The organism is Pseudomonas hygromyciniae, from assembly GCF_016925675.1.
GTDB lineage: Bacteria > Pseudomonadota > Gammaproteobacteria > Pseudomonadales > Pseudomonadaceae > Aquipseudomonas > Aquipseudomonas hygromyciniae.
In genome coordinates this window covers 2,318,695-2,341,051 of sequence record NZ_CP070506.1, presented here as the reverse complement: position 1 = coordinate 2,341,051, position 22,357 = coordinate 2,318,695, and the positions used below count along the sequence as shown (strand labels likewise).

23 protein-coding genes and 1 pseudogene are annotated in these 22,357 nt (G+C 61.1%); 13 read left to right on the top strand and 11 right to left on the bottom strand.

The genetic code is table 11. The features are described 5' to 3' along the window. Positions 1 to 2: 2 nt before the first annotated feature. A complete protein-coding gene (locus tag JTY93_RS10260; protein ID WP_205479023.1) occupies positions 3 to 2,162 on the bottom strand; it encodes a TonB-dependent siderophore receptor in 2,160 nt (719 codons plus the stop codon). A gap of 179 nt (positions 2,163 to 2,341) precedes the next feature. Here JTY93_RS10260 and JTY93_RS10255 point away from each other — a divergent pair, with 179 nt between their 5' ends. Then, entirely contained in the window at positions 2,342 to 2,710 is a 369-nt protein-coding gene (locus JTY93_RS10255; protein ID WP_205479037.1) for a cupin domain-containing protein, read from the top strand. Here JTY93_RS10255 and JTY93_RS10250 read toward each other — a convergent pair. After that, positions 2,707 to 3,270, bottom strand: coding sequence for a helix-turn-helix domain-containing protein (locus JTY93_RS10250; protein WP_205479025.1), 564 nt, complete (start codon positions 3,268 to 3,270; stop codon positions 2,707 to 2,709). The genes JTY93_RS10255 and JTY93_RS10250 overlap by 4 nt on opposite strands. A 92-nt stretch (positions 3,271 to 3,362) precedes the next feature. On the opposite strand from JTY93_RS10250, the gene JTY93_RS10245 reads away from it, so the two are divergent. The 7 genes from JTY93_RS10245 to JTY93_RS10215 all read left to right on the top strand — a co-directional run bounded on the left by JTY93_RS10245 (position 3,363) and on the right by JTY93_RS10215 (position 10,542). After that, on the top strand, positions 3,363 to 4,286 hold the full coding sequence (locus JTY93_RS10245; RefSeq protein WP_205479027.1) for a DMT family transporter: 924 nt from the start codon (positions 3,363 to 3,365) through the stop codon (positions 4,284 to 4,286). 180 nt (positions 4,287 to 4,466) lie between these two features. Continuing rightward, positions 4,467 to 7,394, top strand: a complete 2,928-nt coding sequence (locus JTY93_RS10240; protein WP_205479029.1) for a monovalent cation/H+ antiporter subunit A — start codon at positions 4,467 to 4,469, stop codon at positions 7,392 to 7,394. Next, complete coding sequence (locus JTY93_RS10235; protein ID WP_003202835.1) at positions 7,394 to 7,738, top strand: Na+/H+ antiporter subunit C; 345 nt, start codon at positions 7,394 to 7,396, stop codon at positions 7,736 to 7,738. Before JTY93_RS10240 ends, JTY93_RS10235 begins: the two co-directional genes overlap by 1 nt. Further along, positions 7,735 to 9,417, top strand: coding sequence for a monovalent cation/H+ antiporter subunit D (locus tag JTY93_RS10230; RefSeq protein ID WP_205479032.1), 1,683 nt, complete (start codon positions 7,735 to 7,737; stop codon positions 9,415 to 9,417). The genes JTY93_RS10235 and JTY93_RS10230 overlap by 4 nt, the downstream gene beginning before the upstream one ends. After that, on the top strand, positions 9,414 to 9,902 hold the full coding sequence (locus JTY93_RS10225) for a Na+/H+ antiporter subunit E (protein ID WP_205479034.1): 489 nt from the start codon (positions 9,414 to 9,416) through the stop codon (positions 9,900 to 9,902). The genes JTY93_RS10230 and JTY93_RS10225 overlap by 4 nt, the downstream gene beginning before the upstream one ends. Next, a complete protein-coding gene (locus JTY93_RS10220; RefSeq protein ID WP_017527140.1) occupies positions 9,899 to 10,177 on the top strand; it encodes a K+/H+ antiporter subunit F in 279 nt (92 codons plus the stop codon). Before JTY93_RS10225 ends, JTY93_RS10220 begins: the two co-directional genes overlap by 4 nt. Further along, complete coding sequence (locus JTY93_RS10215) at positions 10,174 to 10,542, top strand: Na+/H+ antiporter subunit G (RefSeq protein ID WP_169996472.1); 369 nt, start codon at positions 10,174 to 10,176, stop codon at positions 10,540 to 10,542. Before JTY93_RS10220 ends, JTY93_RS10215 begins: the two co-directional genes overlap by 4 nt. Positions 10,543 to 10,678: 136 nt before the next feature. On the opposite strand, the gene JTY93_RS10210 is transcribed toward JTY93_RS10215, so the two are convergent. Next, entirely contained in the window at positions 10,679 to 11,116 is a 438-nt protein-coding gene (locus JTY93_RS10210; RefSeq protein WP_205476336.1) for a DUF3995 domain-containing protein, read from the bottom strand. A gap of 90 nt (positions 11,117 to 11,206) precedes the next feature. Here JTY93_RS10210 and JTY93_RS10205 point away from each other — a divergent pair, with 90 nt between their 5' ends. Further along, the gene (locus JTY93_RS10205; protein ID WP_205476335.1) at positions 11,207 to 11,596 is read left to right on the top strand and encodes a DUF2946 family protein; all 390 of its coding nucleotides are present in this window, start codon (positions 11,207 to 11,209) and stop codon (positions 11,594 to 11,596) included. Positions 11,597 to 11,691: 95 nt separating this feature from the next. After that, positions 11,692 to 13,806 (top strand): TonB-dependent receptor, encoded by a 2,115-nt coding sequence (locus JTY93_RS10200; protein ID WP_205476334.1) that lies wholly within the window; start codon positions 11,692 to 11,694, stop codon positions 13,804 to 13,806. A gap of 146 nt (positions 13,807 to 13,952) precedes the next feature. On the opposite strand, the gene JTY93_RS10195 is transcribed toward JTY93_RS10200, so the two are convergent. From JTY93_RS10195 to JTY93_RS10185, 3 genes are all read right to left on the bottom strand, one after another. Beyond that, complete coding sequence (locus JTY93_RS10195) at positions 13,953 to 14,969, bottom strand: ABC transporter substrate-binding protein (protein WP_205476333.1); 1,017 nt, start codon at positions 14,967 to 14,969, stop codon at positions 13,953 to 13,955. Between the two features lie 116 nt (positions 14,970 to 15,085). Then, positions 15,086 to 15,283: a hypothetical protein gene (locus tag JTY93_RS10190; protein WP_169996480.1), complete on the bottom strand. Its 198-nt coding sequence runs from the start codon at positions 15,281 to 15,283 to the stop codon at positions 15,086 to 15,088. Continuing rightward, entirely contained in the window at positions 15,283 to 15,732 is a 450-nt protein-coding gene (locus tag JTY93_RS10185) for a hypothetical protein (RefSeq protein WP_205476338.1), read from the bottom strand. The genes JTY93_RS10190 and JTY93_RS10185 overlap by 1 nt, the downstream gene beginning before the upstream one ends. A gap of 390 nt (positions 15,733 to 16,122) precedes the next feature. Here JTY93_RS10185 and JTY93_RS10180 point away from each other — a divergent pair, with 390 nt between their 5' ends. Together JTY93_RS10180 and JTY93_RS10175 are read left to right on the top strand one after the other, a co-directional pair. After that, a complete protein-coding gene (locus JTY93_RS10180; protein WP_169996313.1) occupies positions 16,123 to 16,389 on the top strand; it encodes a hypothetical protein in 267 nt (88 codons plus the stop codon). Between the two features lie 67 nt (positions 16,390 to 16,456). Continuing rightward, positions 16,457 to 16,693 (top strand): DUF2789 domain-containing protein, encoded by a 237-nt coding sequence (locus JTY93_RS10175; protein WP_205476332.1) that lies wholly within the window; start codon positions 16,457 to 16,459, stop codon positions 16,691 to 16,693. Between the two features lie 7 nt (positions 16,694 to 16,700). Here the strand turns inward: JTY93_RS10175 and JTY93_RS10170 are convergent, their stop codons facing one another. The 4 genes and pseudogenes from JTY93_RS10170 to JTY93_RS10155 all read right to left on the bottom strand — a co-directional run bounded on the left by JTY93_RS10170 (position 16,701) and on the right by JTY93_RS10155 (position 20,634). Beyond that, positions 16,701 to 16,904, bottom strand: a complete 204-nt coding sequence (locus JTY93_RS10170) for a hypothetical protein (protein ID WP_029293050.1) — start codon at positions 16,902 to 16,904, stop codon at positions 16,701 to 16,703. A gap of 125 nt (positions 16,905 to 17,029) precedes the next feature. Then, the gene (locus JTY93_RS10165) at positions 17,030 to 18,250 is read right to left on the bottom strand and encodes a methyl-accepting chemotaxis protein (RefSeq protein WP_375373137.1); all 1,221 of its coding nucleotides are present in this window, start codon (positions 18,248 to 18,250) and stop codon (positions 17,030 to 17,032) included. A gap of 630 nt (positions 18,251 to 18,880) precedes the next feature. Then, entirely contained in the window at positions 18,881 to 19,285 is a 405-nt protein-coding gene (locus JTY93_RS10160; RefSeq protein ID WP_010173153.1) for a TraR/DksA family transcriptional regulator, read from the bottom strand. Positions 19,286 to 19,724: 439 nt separating this feature from the next. Next, positions 19,725 to 20,634: pseudogene (locus tag JTY93_RS10155) on the bottom strand (ABC transporter permease). Here JTY93_RS10155 and JTY93_RS28980 point away from each other — a divergent pair. After that, the gene (locus JTY93_RS28980) at positions 20,516 to 20,788 is read left to right on the top strand and encodes a hypothetical protein (protein WP_240357307.1); all 273 of its coding nucleotides are present in this window, start codon (positions 20,516 to 20,518) and stop codon (positions 20,786 to 20,788) included. The pseudogene JTY93_RS10155 and the gene JTY93_RS28980 sit on opposite strands and share 119 nt — an antisense overlap. Here the strand turns inward: JTY93_RS28980 and JTY93_RS10150 are convergent. After that, the gene (locus tag JTY93_RS10150) at positions 20,785 to 22,323 is read right to left on the bottom strand and encodes a sugar ABC transporter ATP-binding protein (protein WP_205476329.1); all 1,539 of its coding nucleotides are present in this window, start codon (positions 22,321 to 22,323) and stop codon (positions 20,785 to 20,787) included. The two genes, JTY93_RS28980 and JTY93_RS10150, sit on opposite strands and share 4 nt — an antisense overlap. Positions 22,324 to 22,357: the final 34 nt, after the last annotated feature.

The window sequence follows — 22,357 nt, the reverse complement described above, 5'->3', positions numbered from 1 at the left end:
CTCTAGAACTCGAACTTGGCCGAGAGGAATACTTCGCGCTCGCGCCCCACATCCAGCCCGCCTTGATAGTAGGCACTGGCGTAGTAGTACTTGTTGGTCAGGTTCTTGCCGTGCAGGCGGTAGGTCACTGGGGTATCCGCCAGTTTCGAGCGGTAGCTGATACCGGCGTCGAGCAAGGTATAGCTGGGGATGTAGCCGCTGTTCTGCGCATCCACCGGGCGGCTGCCGACATAGCTGACGGTGCTGTCCAACGACAGGCCGGGCACGGCGTCCACCCTGTAAAGGGCGCCGACCGCGCCTTTCCACTTGGGTACGCTTTCGGTGCGCTTGCCGTCCACGGTGACGTCATCCACATCTTCCAGGCGGGTGGCCAGGTAGGTGGCGTTGGCGGTGAGGGTCAGGGTGTCGGTGACTCGATTGGACAGGGTCAGCTCGGCGCCACGGTGGTGGAATTCGCCGTTGCTCACATAAGTGTTGCTGGTGTTCAGGTAACTGGCCTGACGCCGGATATCGAACACCGCCAGGCCCAGGTTCAGGCGATCATTGAGGTCCAGCTTCAGACCCACCTCGTACTGCTTGGACTCGATGGCGTCGGTGGGTTGGCTGGCGTTGGTCGCGTTATGGGGGGCGTAGTCGCCCTTTTCAAAGCCCTTGGAGTAGCTGACGTAGGTCATCAGGCTGTCCCAGGGCCGGTAGATCAGCGCGGCGCTGGGCACGAACACGTTATGGCTTTGCGAAGGCGCGATGGCCGAGAGTTGATCGGCGCGGTACCAGATGTAACGCCCGCCGAGCATCACCTGGAACTGTTCGGTGAGGGAAATCAGGTCGCTGGCAAAGACCGAGGTTTCCTTGATGGAAGACACAAAGTCGGTGGGCTGCTCCGGGCCGAAATGCCATTTTGGCGGGTTGACCGGGTGGCGGATATTGCCCACCGAGACGTCACCGATGCCGATGCCTGGCGTGCCGCTGTCCACCGAATCCCAGAACGGGCTGACGTCCTTGAACTGCTTGTAACCGGTGCCGAAGAACACGTCGTGATAGATGTTGCCGGTGGCGAACTTGCCGGCCAGGTACGACTGCAGCGACCAGGTGCTGAACACTTCGCCACGGGACACATAATAGTCGGCCGAGCCAATATCGCCGTTGGGCTTGATCCCGAACAGGTCGTTGTAGCCGCCATGGCGCTCGACCCGCGAGTAGTTGCCTTGGGTTACGGAAGTCCAGTTGTCATCCAGTTCGTACTCGAACTTGGCGTCGAGGTTGGCGCCTTCGGTCTGGTGGCGGAACCAGGACCCGGTCAGCAGATCCCGGCGATTGACCTTGGGCGGCAGTACATAGCTGGAGGGGTCCAGCGGGTTGGCGCGACCACTCTGGTCGGCCCGCAGCAACGGATCGGAGACCGTGGATTTGCGGGACCAGTCGGCGTTCAGTTGCAACAGGGCACGGTCGTTCAAGCGAAAATCGGTGGCCAGGCCGATGAATTTGCGCTCCATGTCGCGGGCGTGATCGAAGTCACCGTTTTTTTCGTAGCCGGCATTCAGGCGGTAACCAAAGGCGCCGTCGTTGAATGAGTCACTGGTATCAATCGCCACGTAGCGGCCGAGCAATGACGAGCCCTGTACGCTGACATTGAGCAGCGGCTCCAGGGTCGGGCGCTTGAGGATGTAGTTGATGGTGCCGCCCGGCGAGTTGAAGCCGTAGAGGAAACCCGACGGGCCCTTGAGCACATCAATGCGCTCGACGTTTTCCAGGGGCACATCGTGGTGCGGGGCCAGGGTCAGGCCGTCGCGGCGGATGGTGTTGAAGTTATCCATGGCAAAGCCGCGCAGGCGGAAGTTGTCAAAGCCGCTGCCGCCAGACGAGCTGAGCACCGAAGGGTCGAGGCTCAGCACATCCACCGCGGTGCGCGCGGAGCTGTCGGCGATGGTCTTGCTGGAATAGCTCTGGATGGCCAGGGGGATTTCCATGGCGTCCTTGGCGCCGAAACCACCGGCATTGACCTCAAGCGCCTTGTTCAGCGGCGCGCTGACGTGGGTGGCTTCAAGTTCGGTGACCGACTCTTCGCGCTCCTGCGCCACTGCGGGCAAGCCGGTGAGCGAAGACACCAGGCCCGCCGCCAACAAGGTTGAAAACCGCGGAGCTATCCCGTGTAACTGGTTCATCTGCAATCCCTTGAGCCGAAAGTAAACAAGCCGACCTCAGGCATGGCGATACATGAGAATCGTTATTGAAAGATACAATATAACGTTTCTATCGGACTGACAATCGCACGATCATTCAATACCGGTTATCGCGTTGCACTTAAGGTCAGCTCTTTCCCGGATCAACTGAGATGACTGCCATGCCCGCCTACACCGCCATCAACTTTGCGCACAAATACAGCCTGTTCAGCGAGCAATGGACGCCCAAGGTGGTCGCGCAGATGAACGACTACCAATTCAAGGTGGTAAAGATCGAGGGGGATTTTGTCTGGCACAGCCATGCGGATACCGATGAGACGTTTATCGTCCTCGATGGCGTGCTGCGTATTGATTTTCGCGATGGCGCGGTACAGATCGGCGCCGGCGAGATGTTCGTGGTGCCCAAGGGCGTGGAACACAAGCCGTATGCCGAGGGCGAGGTGAAACTACTGCTGGTCGAGCCCTGTGGAGTGTTGAATACCGGCGATCAGGGCGGCGAGCGGACCATGCTCAATGACGTGTGGATCTAGATCACCACATTGCGGATAAACCGCACCGCCACCGCCCCGTCATTGCGATAGGCATGGGGCCGGTGACTGGGAAACATGAAGAACTCACCGGCGGCGATGGTGGTTTCGACGTCGTCCACCACCAGGGTCAAGCTGCCCTCGAACACAAACAACTGTTCGCTCCAGCCTTCCAGGTCGGGGTCCGGACAATAGCGGTCGCCCGGTTCGAGGCGCCACTCCCATAGCTCGACCTCACGCCGGGCGGTGGCCTTGGCCAGTAACACAGCCTTGCTGCCATCGATTTCACCGGCCCAGGCCAGTTCGTTGATGCGGCTATGGTCGCAGGCCTCAGGGGCCTGGATCAGATCGCTGAACGCCACGTCGAGGGCTTCGGCCACACGGTCGAGGGTGGACAGGCTGACGTTCTTTTCGCCTGCTTCGATGGCCACCAGCATGCGCCGGCTGACTCCGGATTTTTCCGCCAGGGCCGTTTGGCTCAGTTCGGCGGCATGGCGCAGGCGACGAACGTTCTGGCTGACGTGCTGCAGGACCGAGGCTCGTTGCGGATTTTCTTTGTGCACTATATTGCTCACTCGATAGGTTTGCGCAGTATACTGCCCAACTGCGGCGCATTGTGCGTTCCGCGCCCTTCCTGTGCAAGACCAGAGCCGCCATGACCACCTCGACCGCCTCCCCGCTGTTTTCCCGCTTCAGCAAAGCCGAATGCGTGCTGGTGCTGATCACCATGATCTGGGGCGGCACCTTTATCCTCGTACAACACGCCATGACCGTCAGCGGGCCGATGTTTTTTGTCGGCCTGCGTTTTGCCGCGGCGGCGCTGGTAGTCGGCGCGTTTTCCCTGCGCAACTTGCGTGGCCTGACGCGGTTTGAGCTCAAGGCCGGCGTGTTCATCGGCACGGCGATCATGTTTGGCTATGGCCTGCAAACCATTGGCCTGCAGACCATCCTCAGCAGCCAGTCGGCATTTATCACCGCGCTCTATGTGCCGTTTGTACCGCTGCTGCAATGGCTGGTGCTGGGACGACGCCCGGGGTTGATGCCAAGCATTGGCATCATGCTGGCCTTCGCCGGCTTGATGCTACTGACCGGCCCGGCCGGCGCATCGCTGAATTTCAGCCCCGGCGAAATCGCCACCTTGATCGGCGCCATTGCGATTGCCGCCGAAATCATCCTGATCAGCGCCTACGCCGGCCAGGTGGATGTGCGCCGGGTGACCGTGGTGCAATTGGCCACTGCGTCGCTTCTTTCGTTCCTGCTGGTAGTGCCTACGGGCGAGGCACTGCCGGACTTTTCCTGGGTGCTGCTATTCAGCGCGGTAGGCCTGGGCCTGACCAGTGCGGTGATTCAACTGGCGATGAACTGGGCGCAGAAAAGCGTCTCGCCGACCCGTGCCACCCTGATCTACGCCGGTGAACCGGTGTGGGCCGGGGTGATCGGGCGGATCGCCGGGGAGCGTTTCCCACCGATTGCCATGCTCGGCGCGGTGTTGATTGTGGCGGCGGTGATTGTCAGCGAGATGAAAACCCGGCAACAGAAATCCAATGGTAGGAGCGAGCTTGCTCGCGAAGAGCGTTAACGATGACGCGGGTAACCTGATGCGCCGCAGCGCTCTGAGGTTTTTCGCGAGCAAGCTCGCTCCTACAGGGACAGATGGGCGTTTTCGGTGCATCTTGTAGGATCCTGCCACAGGTTGCCGTTTGGTAATCCGGATTCCGGCACGTATGATGCATCCCAAACCACCGCAGACTAGAAGCCTATGTCCCTGATAGTTCTACTGCTTCTGCCTTTCATAGGCAGCTGTCTAGCGGCCTTGCTGCCGCACAACGCACGTAACACTGAATCCCTGCTGGCCGGCCTTGTGGCCCTGGTCGGTACTGTACAAGTCGCCCTGCTCTACCCCCAGATCGCCGACGGTGGCGTGATCCGCGAAGAATTCTCCTGGCTGCCCAGCCTGGGCCTGGACTTCGTGTTGCGCATGGATGGCTTTGCCTGGCTGTTCTCGATGCTGGTATTGGGTATCGGCAGCCTGGTGTCTTTGTATGCGCGCTATTACATGTCGCCGGATGACCCGGTGCCGCGTTTCTTCGCGTTTTTCCTGGCGTTCATGGGCGCGATGCTCGGGTTGGTAATCTCCGGCAACCTGATCCAGATCGTATTTTTCTGGGAACTGACCAGCCTGTTCTCGTTCCTGCTGATCGGCTATTGGCACCACCGTTCCGATGCGCGCCGTGGTGCCTATATGGCGCTGATGGTGACCGGTGCGGGAGGTTTGTGCCTGCTGGCGGGGGTTATGCTGCTTGGCCATGTCGTCGGCAGTTACGACCTGGACCAGGTGCTCGCCGCCGGTGACCAGATCCGTGCCCACTCCCTCTACCCCATTCTGTTGACGCTGATCCTGATCGGCGCCCTGAGCAAAAGCGCGCAGTTCCCCTTCCACTTCTGGCTCCCCCACGCCATGGCCGCACCGACTCCCGTGTCGGCCTACCTGCACTCGGCCACGATGGTGAAGGCCGGCGTGTTCCTGCTGGCCCGCCTGTGGCCCTCGTTGTCGGGCAGCGAAGAGTGGTTCTGGATAGTCGGTGGCGCCGGCGCCCTGACCCTGTTGCTCGGCGCGTATTGCGCGATGTTCCAGAACGACCTCAAGGGCCTGCTGGCCTACTCCACCATCAGCCACCTGGGCCTGATTACCCTGCTGCTGGGCCTCAACAGCCCGCTGGCCGCCGTCGCGGCAGTGTTCCATATCCTCAACCACGCCACATTCAAGGCCTCGCTGTTCATGGCTGCGGGCATCATCGACCACGAAAGCGGTAGCCGTGATATCCGCAAGCTCAGCGGCCTGGTGCGCCTGATCCCGTTTACCGCGACCCTGGCCATGGTCGCCAGCGCCTCCATGGCCGGGGTGCCATTGCTCAATGGCTTCCTGTCCAAGGAAATGTTCTTCGCCGAAACCGTGTTTATCTCCTCCACCCAATGGGTGGAAATCGCCCTGCCGGTGATCGCAACCATCGCCGGCACCTTCAGCGTGGCCTATGCCCTGCGCTTTACCGTGGATGTGTTCTTCGGCCCGCCCGCCACCGACCTGCCGCACACGCCACACGAGCCGCCGCGCTGGATGCGTGCGCCGGTGGAGCTACTGGTGTTTACCTGCCTGCTGGTGGGGATCTTCCCGGCCCAGGTAGTCGGCTCGATCCTCGCCGCCGCCGCCCTGCCGGTGGTAGGCGGCGTACTGCCCCAGTACAGCCTGGCGATCTGGCACGGCTGGAACGCACCGATGATCATGAGCCTGGTGGCCATGACCGGTGGCGTGATCCTGTACCTGCTGCTGCGCAAGCAACTCAAGCGCGGGCGCTTCAAGTACCCGCCAATCATCAGCTACTTCAATGGCAAGCGCATGTTCGAACGCTGCCTGGTGGTGATGATGCGCGGCGTACGCAAGATCGAGAAACGCATCAGCACCAAGCGCCTGCAGACCCAGTTGTTCCTGCTGGTGCTGGTGGCGGTGATTGCCGGGATGATCCCCATGCTGGGCAGCAGCCTGAGCTGGGGCGACCGGCCGAAAATCCCGGGTTCCATCGTGTTCGTCACCCTGTGGCTGCTGGCGATTGCCTGTGCCCTGGGCGCCGCCTGGCAAGCCAAGTATCACCGGCTGGCGGCCCTGACCATGGTCAGTGTCTGCGGCCTGATGACCTGCGTGACCTTTGTCTGGTTCTCCGCGCCAGACCTGGCGTTGACGCAACTGGTGGTCGAGGTGGTGACGACGGTGTTGATCCTGTTGGGCCTGCGTTGGCTGCCACGACGGATCGAAGAGGTTTCGCCACTCCCCAGTTCGTTGCGCAAGGCGCGTATTCGCCGGCTGCGCGACTTGCTGCTGTCCACGGTGGTCGGTGGCGGCATGGCGCTGTTGTCCTATGCGATGCTGACCCGCCAGACACCCAACGATATTTCCTCGTTCTACCTCAGCCGTGCCCTGCCTGAAGGCGGCGGCAGCAATGTGGTGAATGTGATGCTCGTAGACTTCCGGGGCTTCGATACCCTGGGCGAGATCACCGTGCTGGGCGCCGTGGCCTTGACGGTGTATGCGCTGCTACGCCGCTTCCGCCCGCCCAAGGAAAGCGAGCAACTGCCCGCGCAACAGCGGCTGTTGGCTCCGGATGTGGACACCGACCTGGTCAACCCACGCCAGGCCAGCGACACCGCCCTGGGCTTCATGATGGTGCCAGCGGTGCTGGTGCGCCTGCTGCTGCCGATTGCCGTGGTGGTGTCGTTCTACCTGTTTATGCGCGGCCACAACCAGCCGGGTGGCGGGTTTGTCGCCGGCCTGGTGATGTCGGTGGCGTTTATCCTGCAATACATGGTCGCCGGTACCCAGTGGGTCGAGGCCCAGATGAACCTGCGGCCGATGCGCTGGATGGGCTTCGGCCTGTTGTCGGCAACATTGACCGGGCTCGGCGCGCTGTTCTTCGGTTATCCGTTCCTCACCACCAGCGCCCTGCACCTGAGCCTGCCGGTGCTGGGCGATATCCATATCGCCAGCGCGCTGTTCTTCGACGTCGGCGTGTACGCCATGGTGGTCGGCTCGACCCTGCTGATGCTCACCGCCCTCGGTCACCAATCGGTGCGGGCCCATAAACCCGGCAACCAGGCGAAAGCCGCCGCCACACCCGCACAAGGAGCTGCCGCCTGATGGAAGAAGTCATCGCAATTGCCATTGGGGTCCTGGCGGCCTCCGGCGTCTGGCTGGTGCTGCGGCCACGGACGTTCCAGGTGGTGATGGGCCTGTGCCTGTTGTCGTATGGGGTGAACCTGTTCATCTTCAGCATGGGCAGCCTGTTTATCGGCAAGGAGCCGATCATCAAGGACGGCGTGCCCCAGGACCTGCTCCATTACACCGATCCCCTGCCCCAGGCCCTGGTGCTGACGGCGATCGTGATCAGCTTCGCCATGACCGCGCTGTTTCTGGTGGTGCTGCTGGCGTCCCGGGGCCTGACCGGCACTGACCATGTGGATGGCCGGGAGCCCAAGGAATGAGCTGGATGAACCAACTGATCATCGCGCCGATCCTGCTGCCATTGCTGACCGCCGCGCTGATGATGATGCTGGGCGAGAAACACCGCCCGCTCAAGGCCAAGATCAACCTGCTGTCGAGCATGACCGGCCTGGGCATCGCGATGCTGATGCTGTACTGGACGCAAAAAGGTGGCCCGGCCTCCATCGGCGTGTACCTGCCAGGCAATTGGCAGGTGCCGTTCGGCATCGTGCTGGTGGTGGATCAACTGTCGGCCCTGATGCTGGTGCTCACCGGGATCATTGGCGTCAGCGCCCTGCTGTTCGCCATGGCGCGATGGGACCGCGCCGGCACCAGTTTCCATGCGCTGTTCCAGATCCAGTTGATGGGCCTCTACGGCGCCTTCCTCACCGCCGATCTGTTCAACCTGTTCGTGTTCTTCGAGGTGCTGCTGGCCGCGTCCTACGGCCTGATGCTCCATGGCTCGGGCCGGGCGCGGGTGTCGTCGGGGCTGCATTACATCTCGATCAACCTGCTGGCTTCGTCACTGTTCCTGATTGGCGCGGCACTGATCTACGGGGTCACCGGCACCCTGAATTTCGCTGACCTGGCACTGAAGATCCCGCTGGTGCCAGAAGCCGATCGCGGCCTGCTGCATGCCGGCGCGGCGATCCTCGCCACCGCCTTCCTGGCCAAGGCCGGCATGTGGCCGCTGAACTTCTGGCTGGCGCCGGCCTACTCCTCGGCCAGCGCGCCGGTGGCGGCGATGTTTGCGATCATGACCAAGGTCGGTGTGTACACCGTGCTGCGCCTGTGGACCCTGCTGTTTTCCGGGCAGGCCGGCGCCTCGGCGCTGTTTGGCGGTGACTGGCTGATATACGGCGGCATGGCCACCATCCTCTGCGCCGCCCTGGCCATGCTCGCCGCCCAGCGCCTGGAGCGCATGGCCAGCCTGAGCATCCTCGTGTCAGCCGGCATCCTGCTGTCGGCAGTGGGCTTTGCCCAGCCCAGCCTGACCGCCGGCGCGCTGTTTTACCTGGTCAGCTCGACCCTGGCCTTGAGCGCACTGTTCTTGCTCGCCGAACTGATCGAACGCTCGCGCTCGGCCAATGAGCTCCCCTTGGACGATGAAATCGAAGTGTTGCCACGGCCGGTGGAATCCCTGCACCCACCCAAGGGGACCAACCTCGATGATGAGCAAAAGGCCGTAGTGGGCCAAGTCATCCCCTGGACCATGGCGTTCCTCGGCCTGAGTTTTATAGCCTGCGCCCTGCTGATTATCGGCATGCCGCCGCTGTCGGGGTTTATCGGCAAGCTCAGCCTGCTCAGTGCCCTGATTAACCCGCTAGGCCTGGGCCATGCGGTGAGTGAGCCGATCCGCCCGGCAGCCTGGGGCCTGGTGGCGCTGTTGATCTTCTCGGGCCTGGCCTCGTTGATCGCCTTTGCGCGCCTGGGCATCCAGCGCTTCTGGACCCCGGAAGAACGGCCGTCGCCCCTGCTGCGCCGCTTTGAGTGCATACCGATCTTCGTCTTGCTCGGCCTGGCGATTGGCCTGACGTTCAAGGCAGAAATGCTCATGCGCTTTACCCAGGACACCGCCGCCAGCCTGAATAACCCCGAGCATTACGTGATGGCCGTCATGGCCACCCGCCCGGTGCCTAGCCCGCAGGCCCAGACCACCGCCATGGAGGTGCAGCCATGAAACGCCTGTTCCCTGCCCCGTGGCTGTCACTGGCACTGTGGGTACTGTGGCTGGTGCTGAACCTGTCGATCAGCCCCGGCAACCTGCTGCTGGGGGCGATCCTCGGCGTCCTTGCGCCATTGATGATGGCCCCGCTGCGCCCGCTGCCGGTGCGTATCCGCCGCCCTGGGGTGATCATTCGCCTGTTCTTCCTGGTCGGCCGCGATGTCATCGTCTCCAACCTGCACGTGGCCTGGGGCGTATTGACCTGCGGCTCACGCCCTCCGCGCTCGCGCTTCGTCAAGATCCCCCTGGACCTGCGCGACGCCAACGGCCTGGCGGTGCTGTCGATGATCACCAGCGTGACCCCCGGCACCGTGTGGTCGGAGCTGGCCCTGGACCGCAGCATCCTGCTGCTGCACGTGTTCGACCTGGATGACGACGCGCAGTTTATCGAGCACTTCAAGCAGGCCTATGAACGGCCCCTGATGGAGATCTTCGAATGAGTGCCCTGCTCGCCAATGCGATCCTGTTCAGCCTGTTCCTGTTTTCCCTGGCCATGGTCCTGACGCTGGTACGCCTGTTCAAGGGCCCTTCGGCCCAGGACCGGGTCCTGGCCCTGGACTACCTGTATATCCTGGCCATGCTGATGATGCTGGTGCTGGGCATTCGCTATGCCAGTGATACCTACTTCGAAGCGGCGCTGCTGATTGCGCTGTTCGGCTTTGTCGGCTCGTTTGCCTTGGCCAAATTCCTGCTGCGTGGGGAGGTGATCGAATGATCAATGTCAGTGAACTGCCGCTGTGGGTGGAAATCGTCGTGGCAATCCTGCTGCTGCTCAGCAGCCTGTTTGCGCTGATCGGTGCGATCGGGCTGTTGCGGATGAAGGATTTTTTCCAGCGCATGCACCCCCCGGCGCTGGCTTCGACCCTCGGCGCCTGGTGCGTGGCCCTGGCGTCGATTATCTACTTCTCGACCCTCAAGTCCGGGCCGGTGCTGCATGGCTGGCTGATTCCGATCCTGCTGGCGATCACCGTGCCGGTGACCACCCTGTTGCTGGCGCGCACGTCGCTGTTTCGCAAGCGCATGGCCGGCGAAGATGTACCGGCCGAGGTCAGCAGCCGCAGGACGGAAAGCGGTAGCTGATCCCTCTGAATATATGCGGTAAACCATGTGGGAGCGGGCTTGCTCGCGAAAGCGGTGGATCAGTTGGTAAATACTTGACTGACACACCGCTTTCGCGAGCAAGCCCGCTCCCACATTTGGTTCTGCATATAGTCACTCAGGTCCAGGCGACGACCAACAGCCCCGCCCCCAACACCAGGCACAGCGGCGAATAGAAAAACGTATCCAGCCGGGCAAACCGCGACCCACCGACTTTCTTGAAAAAACCCACCAGCTCCGAATCACCAATGGCCCGTGCAAACATGATCAAGGCAATCGCGCTGATCCCCCACTGCAGGGCCTGATGCCCCACCGGCTGGAAAAACATCCCAGCCCTCAGGCACACCAACAGCGCGATCAGCACCAGCCCCACGGCCACCAGGAAGGTGCCCAACGCCGACGGCTTGAACGCCGGCCGTGGGCCACTGGCGAACTCGCCGGGCAGTTGCGGGATCGCCGCCGTGCTGCCGAACTTGCCGCCTGCGGCCCAGTACACATGGACCATGCTGATAAACGTAAAGACCCCGACGACCCACCTCGCAATGACAAAGCTCATGGTTGGACACCCCTGGAAAAGTGCGAAAGAGGATAGTCCTTTTCAGATTTTTTGCAGGCATTTAGTCGTCTGATGTTAAAGTGCCGGCCCATGAAACTCGCCCGTGCCGACCGCTCGTTGATTGCCTGGATGCTCTATGGCTGCGTCCTGTTCAACGTGTTCGCCTGCAGTATTGGTCATGGGCAAATGGTCGGCATGCAGCTCAACGGCATTGGCGGCCAGTTCTGTTCCGTAGACCCTCGCACCCAGGCGCCAGCCCCCGTAAACACGGGCGATGAGTCCCTGCCCACACTGTCCAAGGCCTTCGGTTGCCCGCTGTGTTCGACCGGCGGCATGGGCCCGGCGCTCAACTCCAGCCTTAACGTTGCGGTGCTGCCTCAACCCCACGCACCACCACCGGCGGTGGTGCTCACCGCTGACATTCCCGCCCGTTTCACCTGGCCTGCGGCTAATCCGCGCGCCCCGCCCGCCTACGCCTGATACCTGCGCTTTTTGATCTGCACACCGTGCTGTTTCCCCAGGGAAGCACGTGCGGCTGTGCGCTGCTTGCAAGCCATGCTTTTCAGGATTTATCGATGAAACATTTACCTCTATTGGCGGGCCTGTTCGGCTGCCTGCCTTTTTGCGCCTGGGCCCTTGAACTGGCCCCCACCACCATTGACGGCGCCGCCACCAACGAGCCTGGCCTGGCCCTGGACCAATCCAGCGGCATGGCCTCGCGCCTGGGCCTGAGCGTGCGGGAAACCCCGGCCTCGATCAGCATCGCCGACCGCGACGATATCGAGCGTCGTGGCGCCAAGACCTTCCAGGATGCGGCCAACACCTTGCCCGGGGTCAACGCCAGTGCGCCGCCGGGGTTTGGCGGGTTTATCTCCTATCGGGGATTTACCAGCAGCCAGATCACCCAGATGTTCAATGGCATCAACGTCGCCGGAGGCCTGGCACGCCCCGTGGATGCATGGATTTATGACCGGGTCGAACTGGTGGGCGGCCCTTCCTCACTGATCAACGGCGCCGGCTCCGTGGGCGGCTCGCTGAACTACGTGACCAAGCTCGCCACCCGCGAAGAACAGGCCGTCGAAGGCCAGATCAACTACGGCAGCTACGACACCACCGGCATCGCCCTGGGCCTGAACCACGCCCTGACCGCGCCCGGCGCCGAGGTCCAGCACTACGCGCGCCTGGATGTCAGCCGCAACACCAACCACACCCATATCGACCGTCAGCAACGGGATGCCTGGAGCGTGGCCTTCTCCCTGCTCAGTGACTTGACGCCCAACCTGTCCCACACCTTGGCCCTGGAGTATCAGGATGAACACGAGGACAGCCCGTACTGGGGCACCCCGGTGCTCAATCCCAAGGCTGGCGAGCTGAAGATCGACAAGCACAACCGCTTCAACAACTACAACGTCGCCGATGGCCGCTACGAGCAACGCACGATCTGGGCCCGCTCGATCATCGACTACCGGATCAACGACAGCACCACCCTGCGCAACACCCTCTATCACCTCGACAGCCAGCGCGACTACCGCAACCTGGAGACCTACCAATACAGCGCCGATAACAGCGTGGTGAACCGTTCGACGGCCTATCAGGTGCGACATCAGGGCGAGCAGAACGGCAACCAGTTCGAGCTGCGCCATGACAGTAGCGTGTTCGGCCTGGCCACTACCTGGTCCGGTGGTTTCGAATACAAGGTCAACAGCACCACCAACAGCCCGTTGAACGTATCCCCCAAGAACGCGGTGGACCCCAACCACTACGATCCGGGGCATTTCTACGACCTGCCCGGCACCCGGCCCGGCTTTATCAAGGACAAGACCACCGAAGTAACGACCAAGGCGCTGTTCGTCGAGAACCGCCTGGGCCTGACCGACCAGCTGTCACTGCTGACCGGCCTGCGCTATGACGCCATCGACCTGGACGTGACCAGCCATCGCGATAATCAGCCTAACGTCAAACGCCGTTGGGAGCCGGTCACCGGGCGCGTGGGCCTGACCTACCAGTTCATTCCTGCGGCCAATGTCTATGTGCAATACAGCACCGCAGCCGAACAGCCCACCAGCACTACCCAGGTGTTTGATGTCTCCACCGGCAAGCAATGGGAAGTGGGCAGTAAGTTCGATTACCTGGACGGGCGCGGCTCAGCCACCGTTGCTGCCTACCACATCGAACGCAAGGACTTTGCCGTGACCGATCCACAGGACCCCACCCGCAGTATCGCGGTGGGCGCGCAATCGTCCAAGGGCATCGAGTTGGCCAGTTCGTTGCGCATCACTCCCAAGCTGTTGGCGGAAGGCAACTTCGCCTGGGTCGATGCGCAATACGATGACTTCAACGAGAAAATCGCCAGCGGTGCGGTGGTGTCGCGCAAGGGCAATACCCCGACCAACGTGCCGAAACGGGTGGGCAACCTGTGGCTGACCTATGACATCACACCTGCCTGGCAAGGTGGCGTGGACGCGCGGTATGTGGCGCAGGTGTACGCCGACAATGCCAATACCCTGACCGTGCCGGCGTACACCCTGTTCGGCACGTTCCTGACCTACAAGGTCGATCAGCACACCTCGGTGACAGGTCGGGTGCGCAACCTGACCAATGAGGTGTATGCGCAGTTTGCCCATGTGTCGCCGGCGTATTACCTGGGGTCTCCGCGGACCTTTGAATTGGCGGTGCAGACCAAGTTCTAAGGCTGGAATGCGGTTAAACCTGTGGGAGCGGCCTTGCTCGCGAATACGGTGGGTCAGTCTATACATCGGGTGACTGACACTGCGCATTCGCGAGCAAGCCCGCTCCCACACAAGCCCTCTCCCACAGTTTGGTCTTCATATGAGCGTTATTTGAGGCTGGCTTCGACCTTGGCGGCCACATCCTCCGTCAACCAGGCCTTCCACACCTGCGGATGCTCCTTGAGAAACGCCTGCGCCACTTCACGGGGCGGGGTGTGTTTTTCGCTCATGGTCGCCAGGGCCTGGTTGAGCGGTTCAATCGGGAAGTCGACCTTCTCAAAAAATTGCGCTATCTGCGGATATTGCTGCTGGAACGGCGTAGACACGCCAATGCTCAGCTTGGACGCCAACGAACGCGTTGGCTTGGGGGCGGGGTTGTCGGCGTCGGTCAGGGTCTTCCAGGCCTCGGCGTCGAACGGTGGCTCCTCCAGCTGGATCAACTTGTAGCGCCCCATCAGTGGCGTCGGCGACCAGTAGTAAAACAGGATCGGCTTGCCACGGCGGATCGACGAGGCGATCTCGGCATCCAGCGCCGCGCCTGAACCGCTGCGAAAGTTGACGTAGCTGTCGTCCAGGCCGTAAGCCTTGAGTTTTTGCTTATTGACCACTTCCGAGGTCCAACCGATAGGGCTGTTGAGAAAGCGCCCCTTACTCGGGGCTTCCGGGTCCTTGAACACGTCCTTGTAGCGCGCCAGGTCCGTCACGCTGCGCAGCTCAGGCGCCAGCGCAGCGATGCCCTTGGCCGGGTCGCCCTTGATCACATATTCAGGCACCCACCAGCCTTCGGTCGCACCCTTGACGGTATCGCCCAGCCCGACCACCTTGCCTTCAGCTTCAGCCTTGACCCATACCGGGCTGCGTCCCGCCCATTCCTCGCCGATCACCTGGATATCATTTTTGGCCAGGGCGGTTTCCAGGGTGATGGTGGTGCCGGGCAAGGTATCGGTGGGCAAGCCATAGCCCTTCTCGACAATAAACCGCAGAACTTCAGTGATCAGGCTGCCACTTTCCCAATTCAGGTCGGCAAAGTGAATGGGCGCCTGGGCAGCCGTCACCGGTGCGGCCGCCATCGACAGGCCCAGGGTGGTAAGGGTCGCTGCCAACAGCGCTCGAATTGCTTTCATGCCTTTGAACCTCGCGTTTGCACAACCATGGCGGATGGCTTTGCTGTCACACCGCCAAAGCCCTTGAACAGTTAAGTCCACAGAACTGTAGTAGAGGTTCAAACCGTTGCAGGTATTCAGGGCTGCTGATGCAAACGCTGCAGTTCCCGGCGCACCATGCTGGCGTACTCGGCGGGCCGCAGTGCATAGAGTTGACTGGCCACCCAGTTCAACCAGGCACCCTGCAGATCATCTTTGCGGGCAAGCAGTTCGGCGGCCTTGGCTTGGGCCTGCGCCAGGTGTTGCTGGTGAAACAGGGCCCGGCCGTCACTCATTATTCGCTGGCCTTGAAGGTCACCAACTCACCCTTGCGCCACTTGGCGGCCTTGCCGGTCGCGGCCTTGAGGGTTTTGCTCAGGCCTTCCTGCAGTTGTTCATTGGCGGCGAACACCAGCATCACGCTGTGACCTTCCTTGAACACAATGCCCTCGCCCTGCGCCGTGGAAACAAACGCATAGTCCCCCAGGCCATAGACCGTCAACTTGATGTCGCGAAACTTAAGTTCGAACTTGCCACCTTCACGACTGGGCAGTACTGCCGCGCGAAAATGATCGCCGACCTTGAGTTCCAAACGGGGTTTGTCATCTACCACCAACGCTGTTTCAGTATCGATTTCGGCAATGTAAATGCCTTCCGGGGTTTGTTCCGTGATGTAAACAAACCGCGACTGAAACTTTTTAACCAACTTCGCGCGCAAATCACCCAGCACGAACAATGCGTGCATATCCAGATTACTGACTGCCAAGGAAACGCCCCCACATCTAAAAAAGCGCTGCCCGCCCTGGGCAGACAGCACAAAAAAGGCCGATACGGCACGACACATTAAAAACCATACTGAAGTTGATCCCCGGCAGACTCGTACAGCCGGGCCTGACAGTCCTTGTACAAGGTCGTCAGGCAGTGCAGGAAATCACAGGTTTATCGGCCAGAGAATACTGGACGCCCTACTTCAGAGAATACCCCATTTGAAAGGGTGTTTTTCCGACAGCCAAAACAAAGGAAAAACGCTGGATGGAACCGAACGCGGGCTGCCGACAACAATATTAGAACAGCAATACGGCTTAAAACCACCCGAAATGCTGCAAGCAGGTCAACAGATCGACAGGAGCTGGCCATGCAACGAGTTCAACGCCAACCGACACAGACCTCCGGTGCCTTATCCCACAAGGATAGCGCGTTATTCTACAGCGTGTATGCCACGGGCGTGTACGCGGGTTTCGCACTGTACCGGGTGGTCCCGGCAGGGAGGAATTTTTTCCACATCCTGGAAGTGCCCAGCGGCCGGGTCAAAGGCTTTCGCAGCGATCATAACAAGGCCTGCGCCTTGGCCAAGGAGCTAGAAGCGCTTCTGAGCACGTCTGCCCGTCAAGGGGCGGCTTGAGCAAATCGAACTATGCACGCTGGCGCGCCTCCCATACCCGGAGAGACTCACTTTTTTGGAGAATGAAATGGACGCGCCTACCCATACCCTGCACGACCTGTTCGAACAATTGGGGCTGGAGGCCTCGCCTGCGGCAATCGATCGTTTTATCGAGCAACATCCCCTGGCAGAAGATGTAAAGCTGATCGAAGCGCCCTTCTGGACCCCGCAACAGGCGCAGTTTCTCAAGGAAGAGCTGCGCGAAGATGCCGACTGGGCGATTGCCGTAGATGAGCTGAACCAGCGCCTGCACCAAAGCGTTTAACTGCCACTCAATGCAGGCGGTCTGATTGCTCCAGGTCCAGCAATGCCTGCCAGGCGGCACGGCATTCCTGGGCTTCATCGCGACTGGCGAAGGCCGTGCCGCGCTGTTCACCATTGAGCAACACCACCCAGCAGGCCCTCAGGCCCAGCGCACGCAGGGTCTGTGGCACACCACTGCCAATCATCACCGCCACATCGACTTTGCTTTGCATGGAAGTTCTCCGCAGGATTAGCTAGCTTGCTAACAATGTGCAGCATCTTAAGCGCTTCCTTTCACCGGAAAAAGCTATCGGCGTAAAAGCTTCCTTGCATAACGCGCAACAATCGTTGCCTGGGCCTACCGCCCTTCGGGCTTATAGCCCAGGCGCAAGCCACCCCAATGGCGGCCATTGACCATGATCGGCACGGATAAGTCGTGCATCAGCTCCCCGGTATCCCGGGTATAGGTTTGCAATAACACGGCTTGCTGGTGACTGCCGCAGCGAATTCCGGTGCGGTCTTCAAATTTGCGCTTGGTGCGATTGTTCACGGCGTCTACCGCAGCATCGCCGGTCAGCGCCTGGGCAAACGCCTTGTTGTGCGTCGGTACATAGCCCTGTGGTGTGCAGGCAATCGCGAACACCAAGCCTTCGTGACGGGGCAGCAAGGCTTCCTGGATAGCCGGCAGCACCTGGTCGGTGTAGCCGTCGAAACGGCTGTGGTATTTGGTTGGGTGGCTGTTGGCAATCGGGGTGTAGCTGCGATTGAACAAGTCATCGAGGCTGATGCGGTTCTGTTGGACATCCGCCTCGAACTGCGCGCCGATGCGGCTCGCGCCTTCGCGGGCCAAGTCGTAGATTCGTTGGTGATAGTCGTCCAGGCCGACCTCGGCCAGGCGTTCGCTGATCGTTTCGGCCTGCCCTTCCATTTGCACGGCGGCCTCGGCCAACTGCTGGGTCTGCTGGTCGCTGATGGTCAAGTCGCTGCGCATCTGCTCCACCGCATGGAACAGGCTGTCGAGCTGCACCCGATTGGTCTCCGTGCCCTGGGCAATGGCGTTGACCTGGCCTTCCACACCCGCCGCCAACGTGGCAATGCTCTCCAGTTGCTCGCCGGCGTGCTCTACCTGCTCGACGCCAGCCTGCAGATCCACGGACAGTTGGCGGATTTGCTCCACCACCTGGGCGGTGCGCTGCTGGATATCAGCCACCATCACCCCCACTTCATCGGTGGCGGTCGCCGTACGACCCGCCAGCCCACGCACTTCATCGGCCACCACGGCAAACCCGCGCCCATGCTCGCCGGCACGGGCGGCTTCAATGGCGGCATTCAAGGCCAACAGGTTGGTCTGGCTGGCGATGGACTGAATCACCAGGGTCACGCGCTGGATCTCTTCGCTGCGCTGGCTCAGGGCCTCGATCAATTGCCGGCTGTCACTGGCGCGCTGGCTGAGTTGATGCATGCGGCTGATGGATTCCCCCAGCACCGCACGCCCCTCGGTGCTGCGCTGATGGGCCTGGCCCGCCGCGCCGAGGGCTTCACGACTGAGTTGGGATGTCAGTTGCTCGGTGCCAATCATCACTTCGGCACTGCTGACGATTTGCTGGGCGGCGCCCAATTGCGATTGCAACCTGGCCGCCAGTTGCTTGACCGAATAGGCCACGCCAGCGGCTGACAACGCATTATGGCTGGTGGTGTAGGACAGATCACGAGTCAACGCGCCCATGGCATCCTCGGCCACATCAGGTGCGAGGCTGCGCGGCGGTTTTTTCAGGCGCGGCAGCCAGACCAGCAGCAGGGCGACGGGCACACAGAGGTAGATCGACAGGTCGACAAACGCCAGGCCCAACAATATCAGCACCAGGGCGATGCTTTGCAGGAGCGGCGTCACCCAGCCAGGCAGTTGGCGGCTCACCGCGTGAGGCGCCACGGCGGCGCCCATCAGAGATCCATCCCCGGCCATGCTTGTCACCCCACTGCTTGTCATTATTGTCTCTGCATTAAACGCCACTAATTAGCCATTATCTATGGGCCTTTGGTGTTAGGGCTTGCAGCAGATCAATAGACTGGGGGATGAGGTTGCTGACGCTCACATGATATAGGAGCGAGCTTGCTCGCGAAGAACTCAGGGACAACACGTTTATCCAGAATACACGTGTAACCGTTGACGACTTTCGCGAGCAAGCTCGCTCCTACAGGGGCGGACAGATCAGGCTTGGCGCTGATGCTTGTCGATTTGCTCGTGGCGCTCTTGCGCTTCGATGCAGTATTTGGTGGTCGGGCTGATCAGCAGGCGCTTGAGGCCGATAGGCTCGCCGCTGTCGTCACACCAGCCAAAGGAATCTTCCTTGATACGGCCCAGGGCCTGCTCAAGTTGCGGCAGCATGCGCTGGTCGCGGTCGATGGCATTGACCAACCAGGTGCGCTCTTCTTCTACCGAAGCGGCATCAGCCGGGTCAGCCGGGGTGTCCAGGCTTTCAATGGCGATACGGTTCTGCTCAATGCGCTCGTGGTGCTCGACTTTCATGTCTTGCAACAACTGCTCGAAAAAAGCGTGCTGCTCGGCATTCATGTAGTCATCCGCCGGCATGGCCAGCAACTTTTCCTTTGTCATTGATTTCTCTATAAAAAAATACGTGCATTAAGGCGAATAAGGGAGCGTTCCGGCCAACCTGTGCAGATCGGGGAAAGACGCCGTCCATTCCAAGCGCCACCCGGCACTCAATTTACGAGGGGCGGCAGTCTACGGCTGACTTGAGGGCGCAGCAACTGAAATGACAGGCAATTTGTCCGACATTCCCCCAAAAGGCACCAGGACGGGCTCGGCAGGCGGTTATCGGAGTGCGTTTATAGCAAGAAATTCAGTGTCATGGAGCTATATAGAAGACAAACGGTCAGCGAACGGCTGCCGGTGGACAAATGTAGGAGCGGGCTTGCCCGCGATGGCGGTGGGTCAGTCAAATGTTTATCAACTGGCCCACCGCTATCGCGGGCAAGCCCGCTCCCACCCAAGCCAAGCCCGGATTTTGAGCTTTTATAGGCTCAGGACCCGCTCAGCGCTTGAGCTTGCGCTTGTTGCGATACTGGTCGATCACCACTGCCACCACGATGATCAGGCCCTTGATGATGTCCTGGATGTAGGCATCCACCCCCACGAAGGTAAACCCGCTGGCCATCACCCCGAGGATCAGCGCGCCAATCACCGTGCCGGTGATGCGCCCTACCCCGCCCGCCAGGCTGGTACCGCCGATCACCGCAGCGGCAATCGCGTCCAGTTCATAAGACATGCCCATCCCGGCCTGCCCGGTCGCGGCACGTGCCGAGGCCACCACACCCGCAAGCCCCGCCAGCAACCCGGCAATGCTGTAGACGATGATCAAGTGCCGCTTGACGTTGATCCCCGAGGTACGCGCCGCCTGCATATTGCCGCCGATGGCGTAGGTGTACTTGCCGTACTTGGTGTAGCGCAGGGCAATGTGGAAGATCACTGCCACCACCAGGAAAATGATCACCGGCATCGCGCCATGGCCGATGGCCGTATAGGAATCCGACAGCATGCTCACCGGCTGGCCCTCGGTGTAATAGCGCGCCAAGCCGCGGGCCGACACCATCATGCCGAGGGTCGCGATAAACGGCGGGATACCGGTAATGGCGATGATGCTGCCGTTGATCGCCCCCCGCCAGCAGCCCCACGCCCAGCCCCACCACCACCGGGATCCACACCGGCAAGTCCGTCAACGATGGAAACACCGCGCGGGAAAAGTCCGAAGTTTGCGCCAGACTCGCGGCAATCATCGCCGACAGCGCCAGCACCGAGCCCGAGGACAGGTCGATCCCCGTGGTAATGATCACCTGGGTCACGCCAATCGCCAGCAAGCCGATGATCGACACCTGCAGGATCATCAGCACCAGGCGCTGGGAGTTCATCAAAAAGCTCTGGTCCCGCACGATCCAGCCAAACACTTCAAACACCAGGCCGATACCGATCAGCACCAGGAAAATGCTCAGCTCGGTCGGAAACCGCCGCCGACTCTTGACCGGTGCCGTGGCGGGCTTCTTTTCCTCGGGTTTGCTTTCCAGTATTGCGTTCATTACCCGTCACCTTTTTATTGGTTAGTGGACTGCCGTCATACCGGAAGCCAACTGCATGACTTTTTCCTGGGTGGCCTCAGCCCGGTCCAGGGTGCCCATCAAATCGCCTTCGTGCATCACCATCACTCGGTCGCTCATGCCCAGCACTTCCGGCAGTTCCGAAGAAATCATGATCACCGCCATGCCCTCGCTGGCCAGGAAGGCGATCAAGCGATAGATCTCCGCCTTGGCGCCGACGTCGATGCCACGGGTCGGTTCATCGAGGATCAACAGCCGTGGCTTGGTCATCAGCCAGCGCGCCAACAGGGCCTTTTGCTGATTGCCGCCGGACAGGGTGTCGATGCACTGCTCAAGGGAGGGGGTTTTTACCCGCAGCTTATTGCACATGTCTTCGCACAAGGTCCGCAGGGCTTTTTGCTGGATAAAACCATTGCCCGAGTAAAGGGGCAGCACCGCCATTTCCATGTTTTCCAGGACCGACAGACACGGGAACAGACCGGTGAGCTTGCGATCCTCAGTCAATAGCGCAAAGCCCTGCTTGATGGCCATATGCGGATCGCTGATGCGCAGCGCCTGGCCGTCGAGGCGGATTTCGCCGCCGTCGCTTGGGGTAATGCCGAAGATCGTTTCCGCCACATTGGTGCGGCCCGACCCCATCAGCCCGGCAATACCGAGGATTTCACCGGCATGCAGGTCGAAGGACACGCCCTGGAACACCCCATCCAGGCGCAGGTCACGCACCGACAGCAGCAACTCGCCGATAGGTTTGTCGCGCACCGGGAACAATTGGCTCAATTCGCGCCCGACCATCATCGAGATCAAGCTGTCACTGTCCATGCTGTCAGCCCGCTGCAGGCCGATATAGGCACCGTCGCGAAACACCGCCACTTCATCGGCGATGGCGAACACTTCATTCATTTTATGGGTGATGTAGATGATGCCTTTTCCCTGGGCCTTGAGGTCGGCAATGATCGAAAACAGATGGGCCACTTCCTTGTCGGTAATCGCCGACGTCGGCTCATCCATGATCAGAATGTCGGAGTCGTAGGACACCGCCTTGGCAATCTCCACCATCTGCCGCTCGGCAATGCTCAGGTTGCCGACCAACTCCTCGGGGTCGAGGTTGATCCGCAGCCGCGCCAGTAGCTCGGCCGTGCAGCGGTGCATGGCCCGGTGATTGACCAGGCGCAGGCCATTGAGCTGCTCACGGCCAATCCAGATGTTCTCGGCGATGCTCATATGGGGCATCAGGTTGAGTTCCTGGTGGATCATCGCGATACCCGACTGCAAGGCGGCCAGGGGCGAATCAAACACCACCGGCTTGCCCCGCAGGCGGATTTCGCCGGCGTCAGGCTGGTAGATGCCAGCGATGATTTTCATCAGCGTCGACTTGCCGGCGCCGTTCTCTCCCATCAGCGCCAGGACCGAGCCGGGGCGCACCCGCAGTTGCACATCGTCCAGGGCCACCACGCCGGGAAAGCCTTTGCTGATATGGGCGATTTCCAGCAGGTAAGGTTGTTCCAGACCTGTGGGCTGCAAAGCAGTCGCTTGAGCGAGCATATCGGGGCTCCATCGGCAGGGCGATCGTGATCAC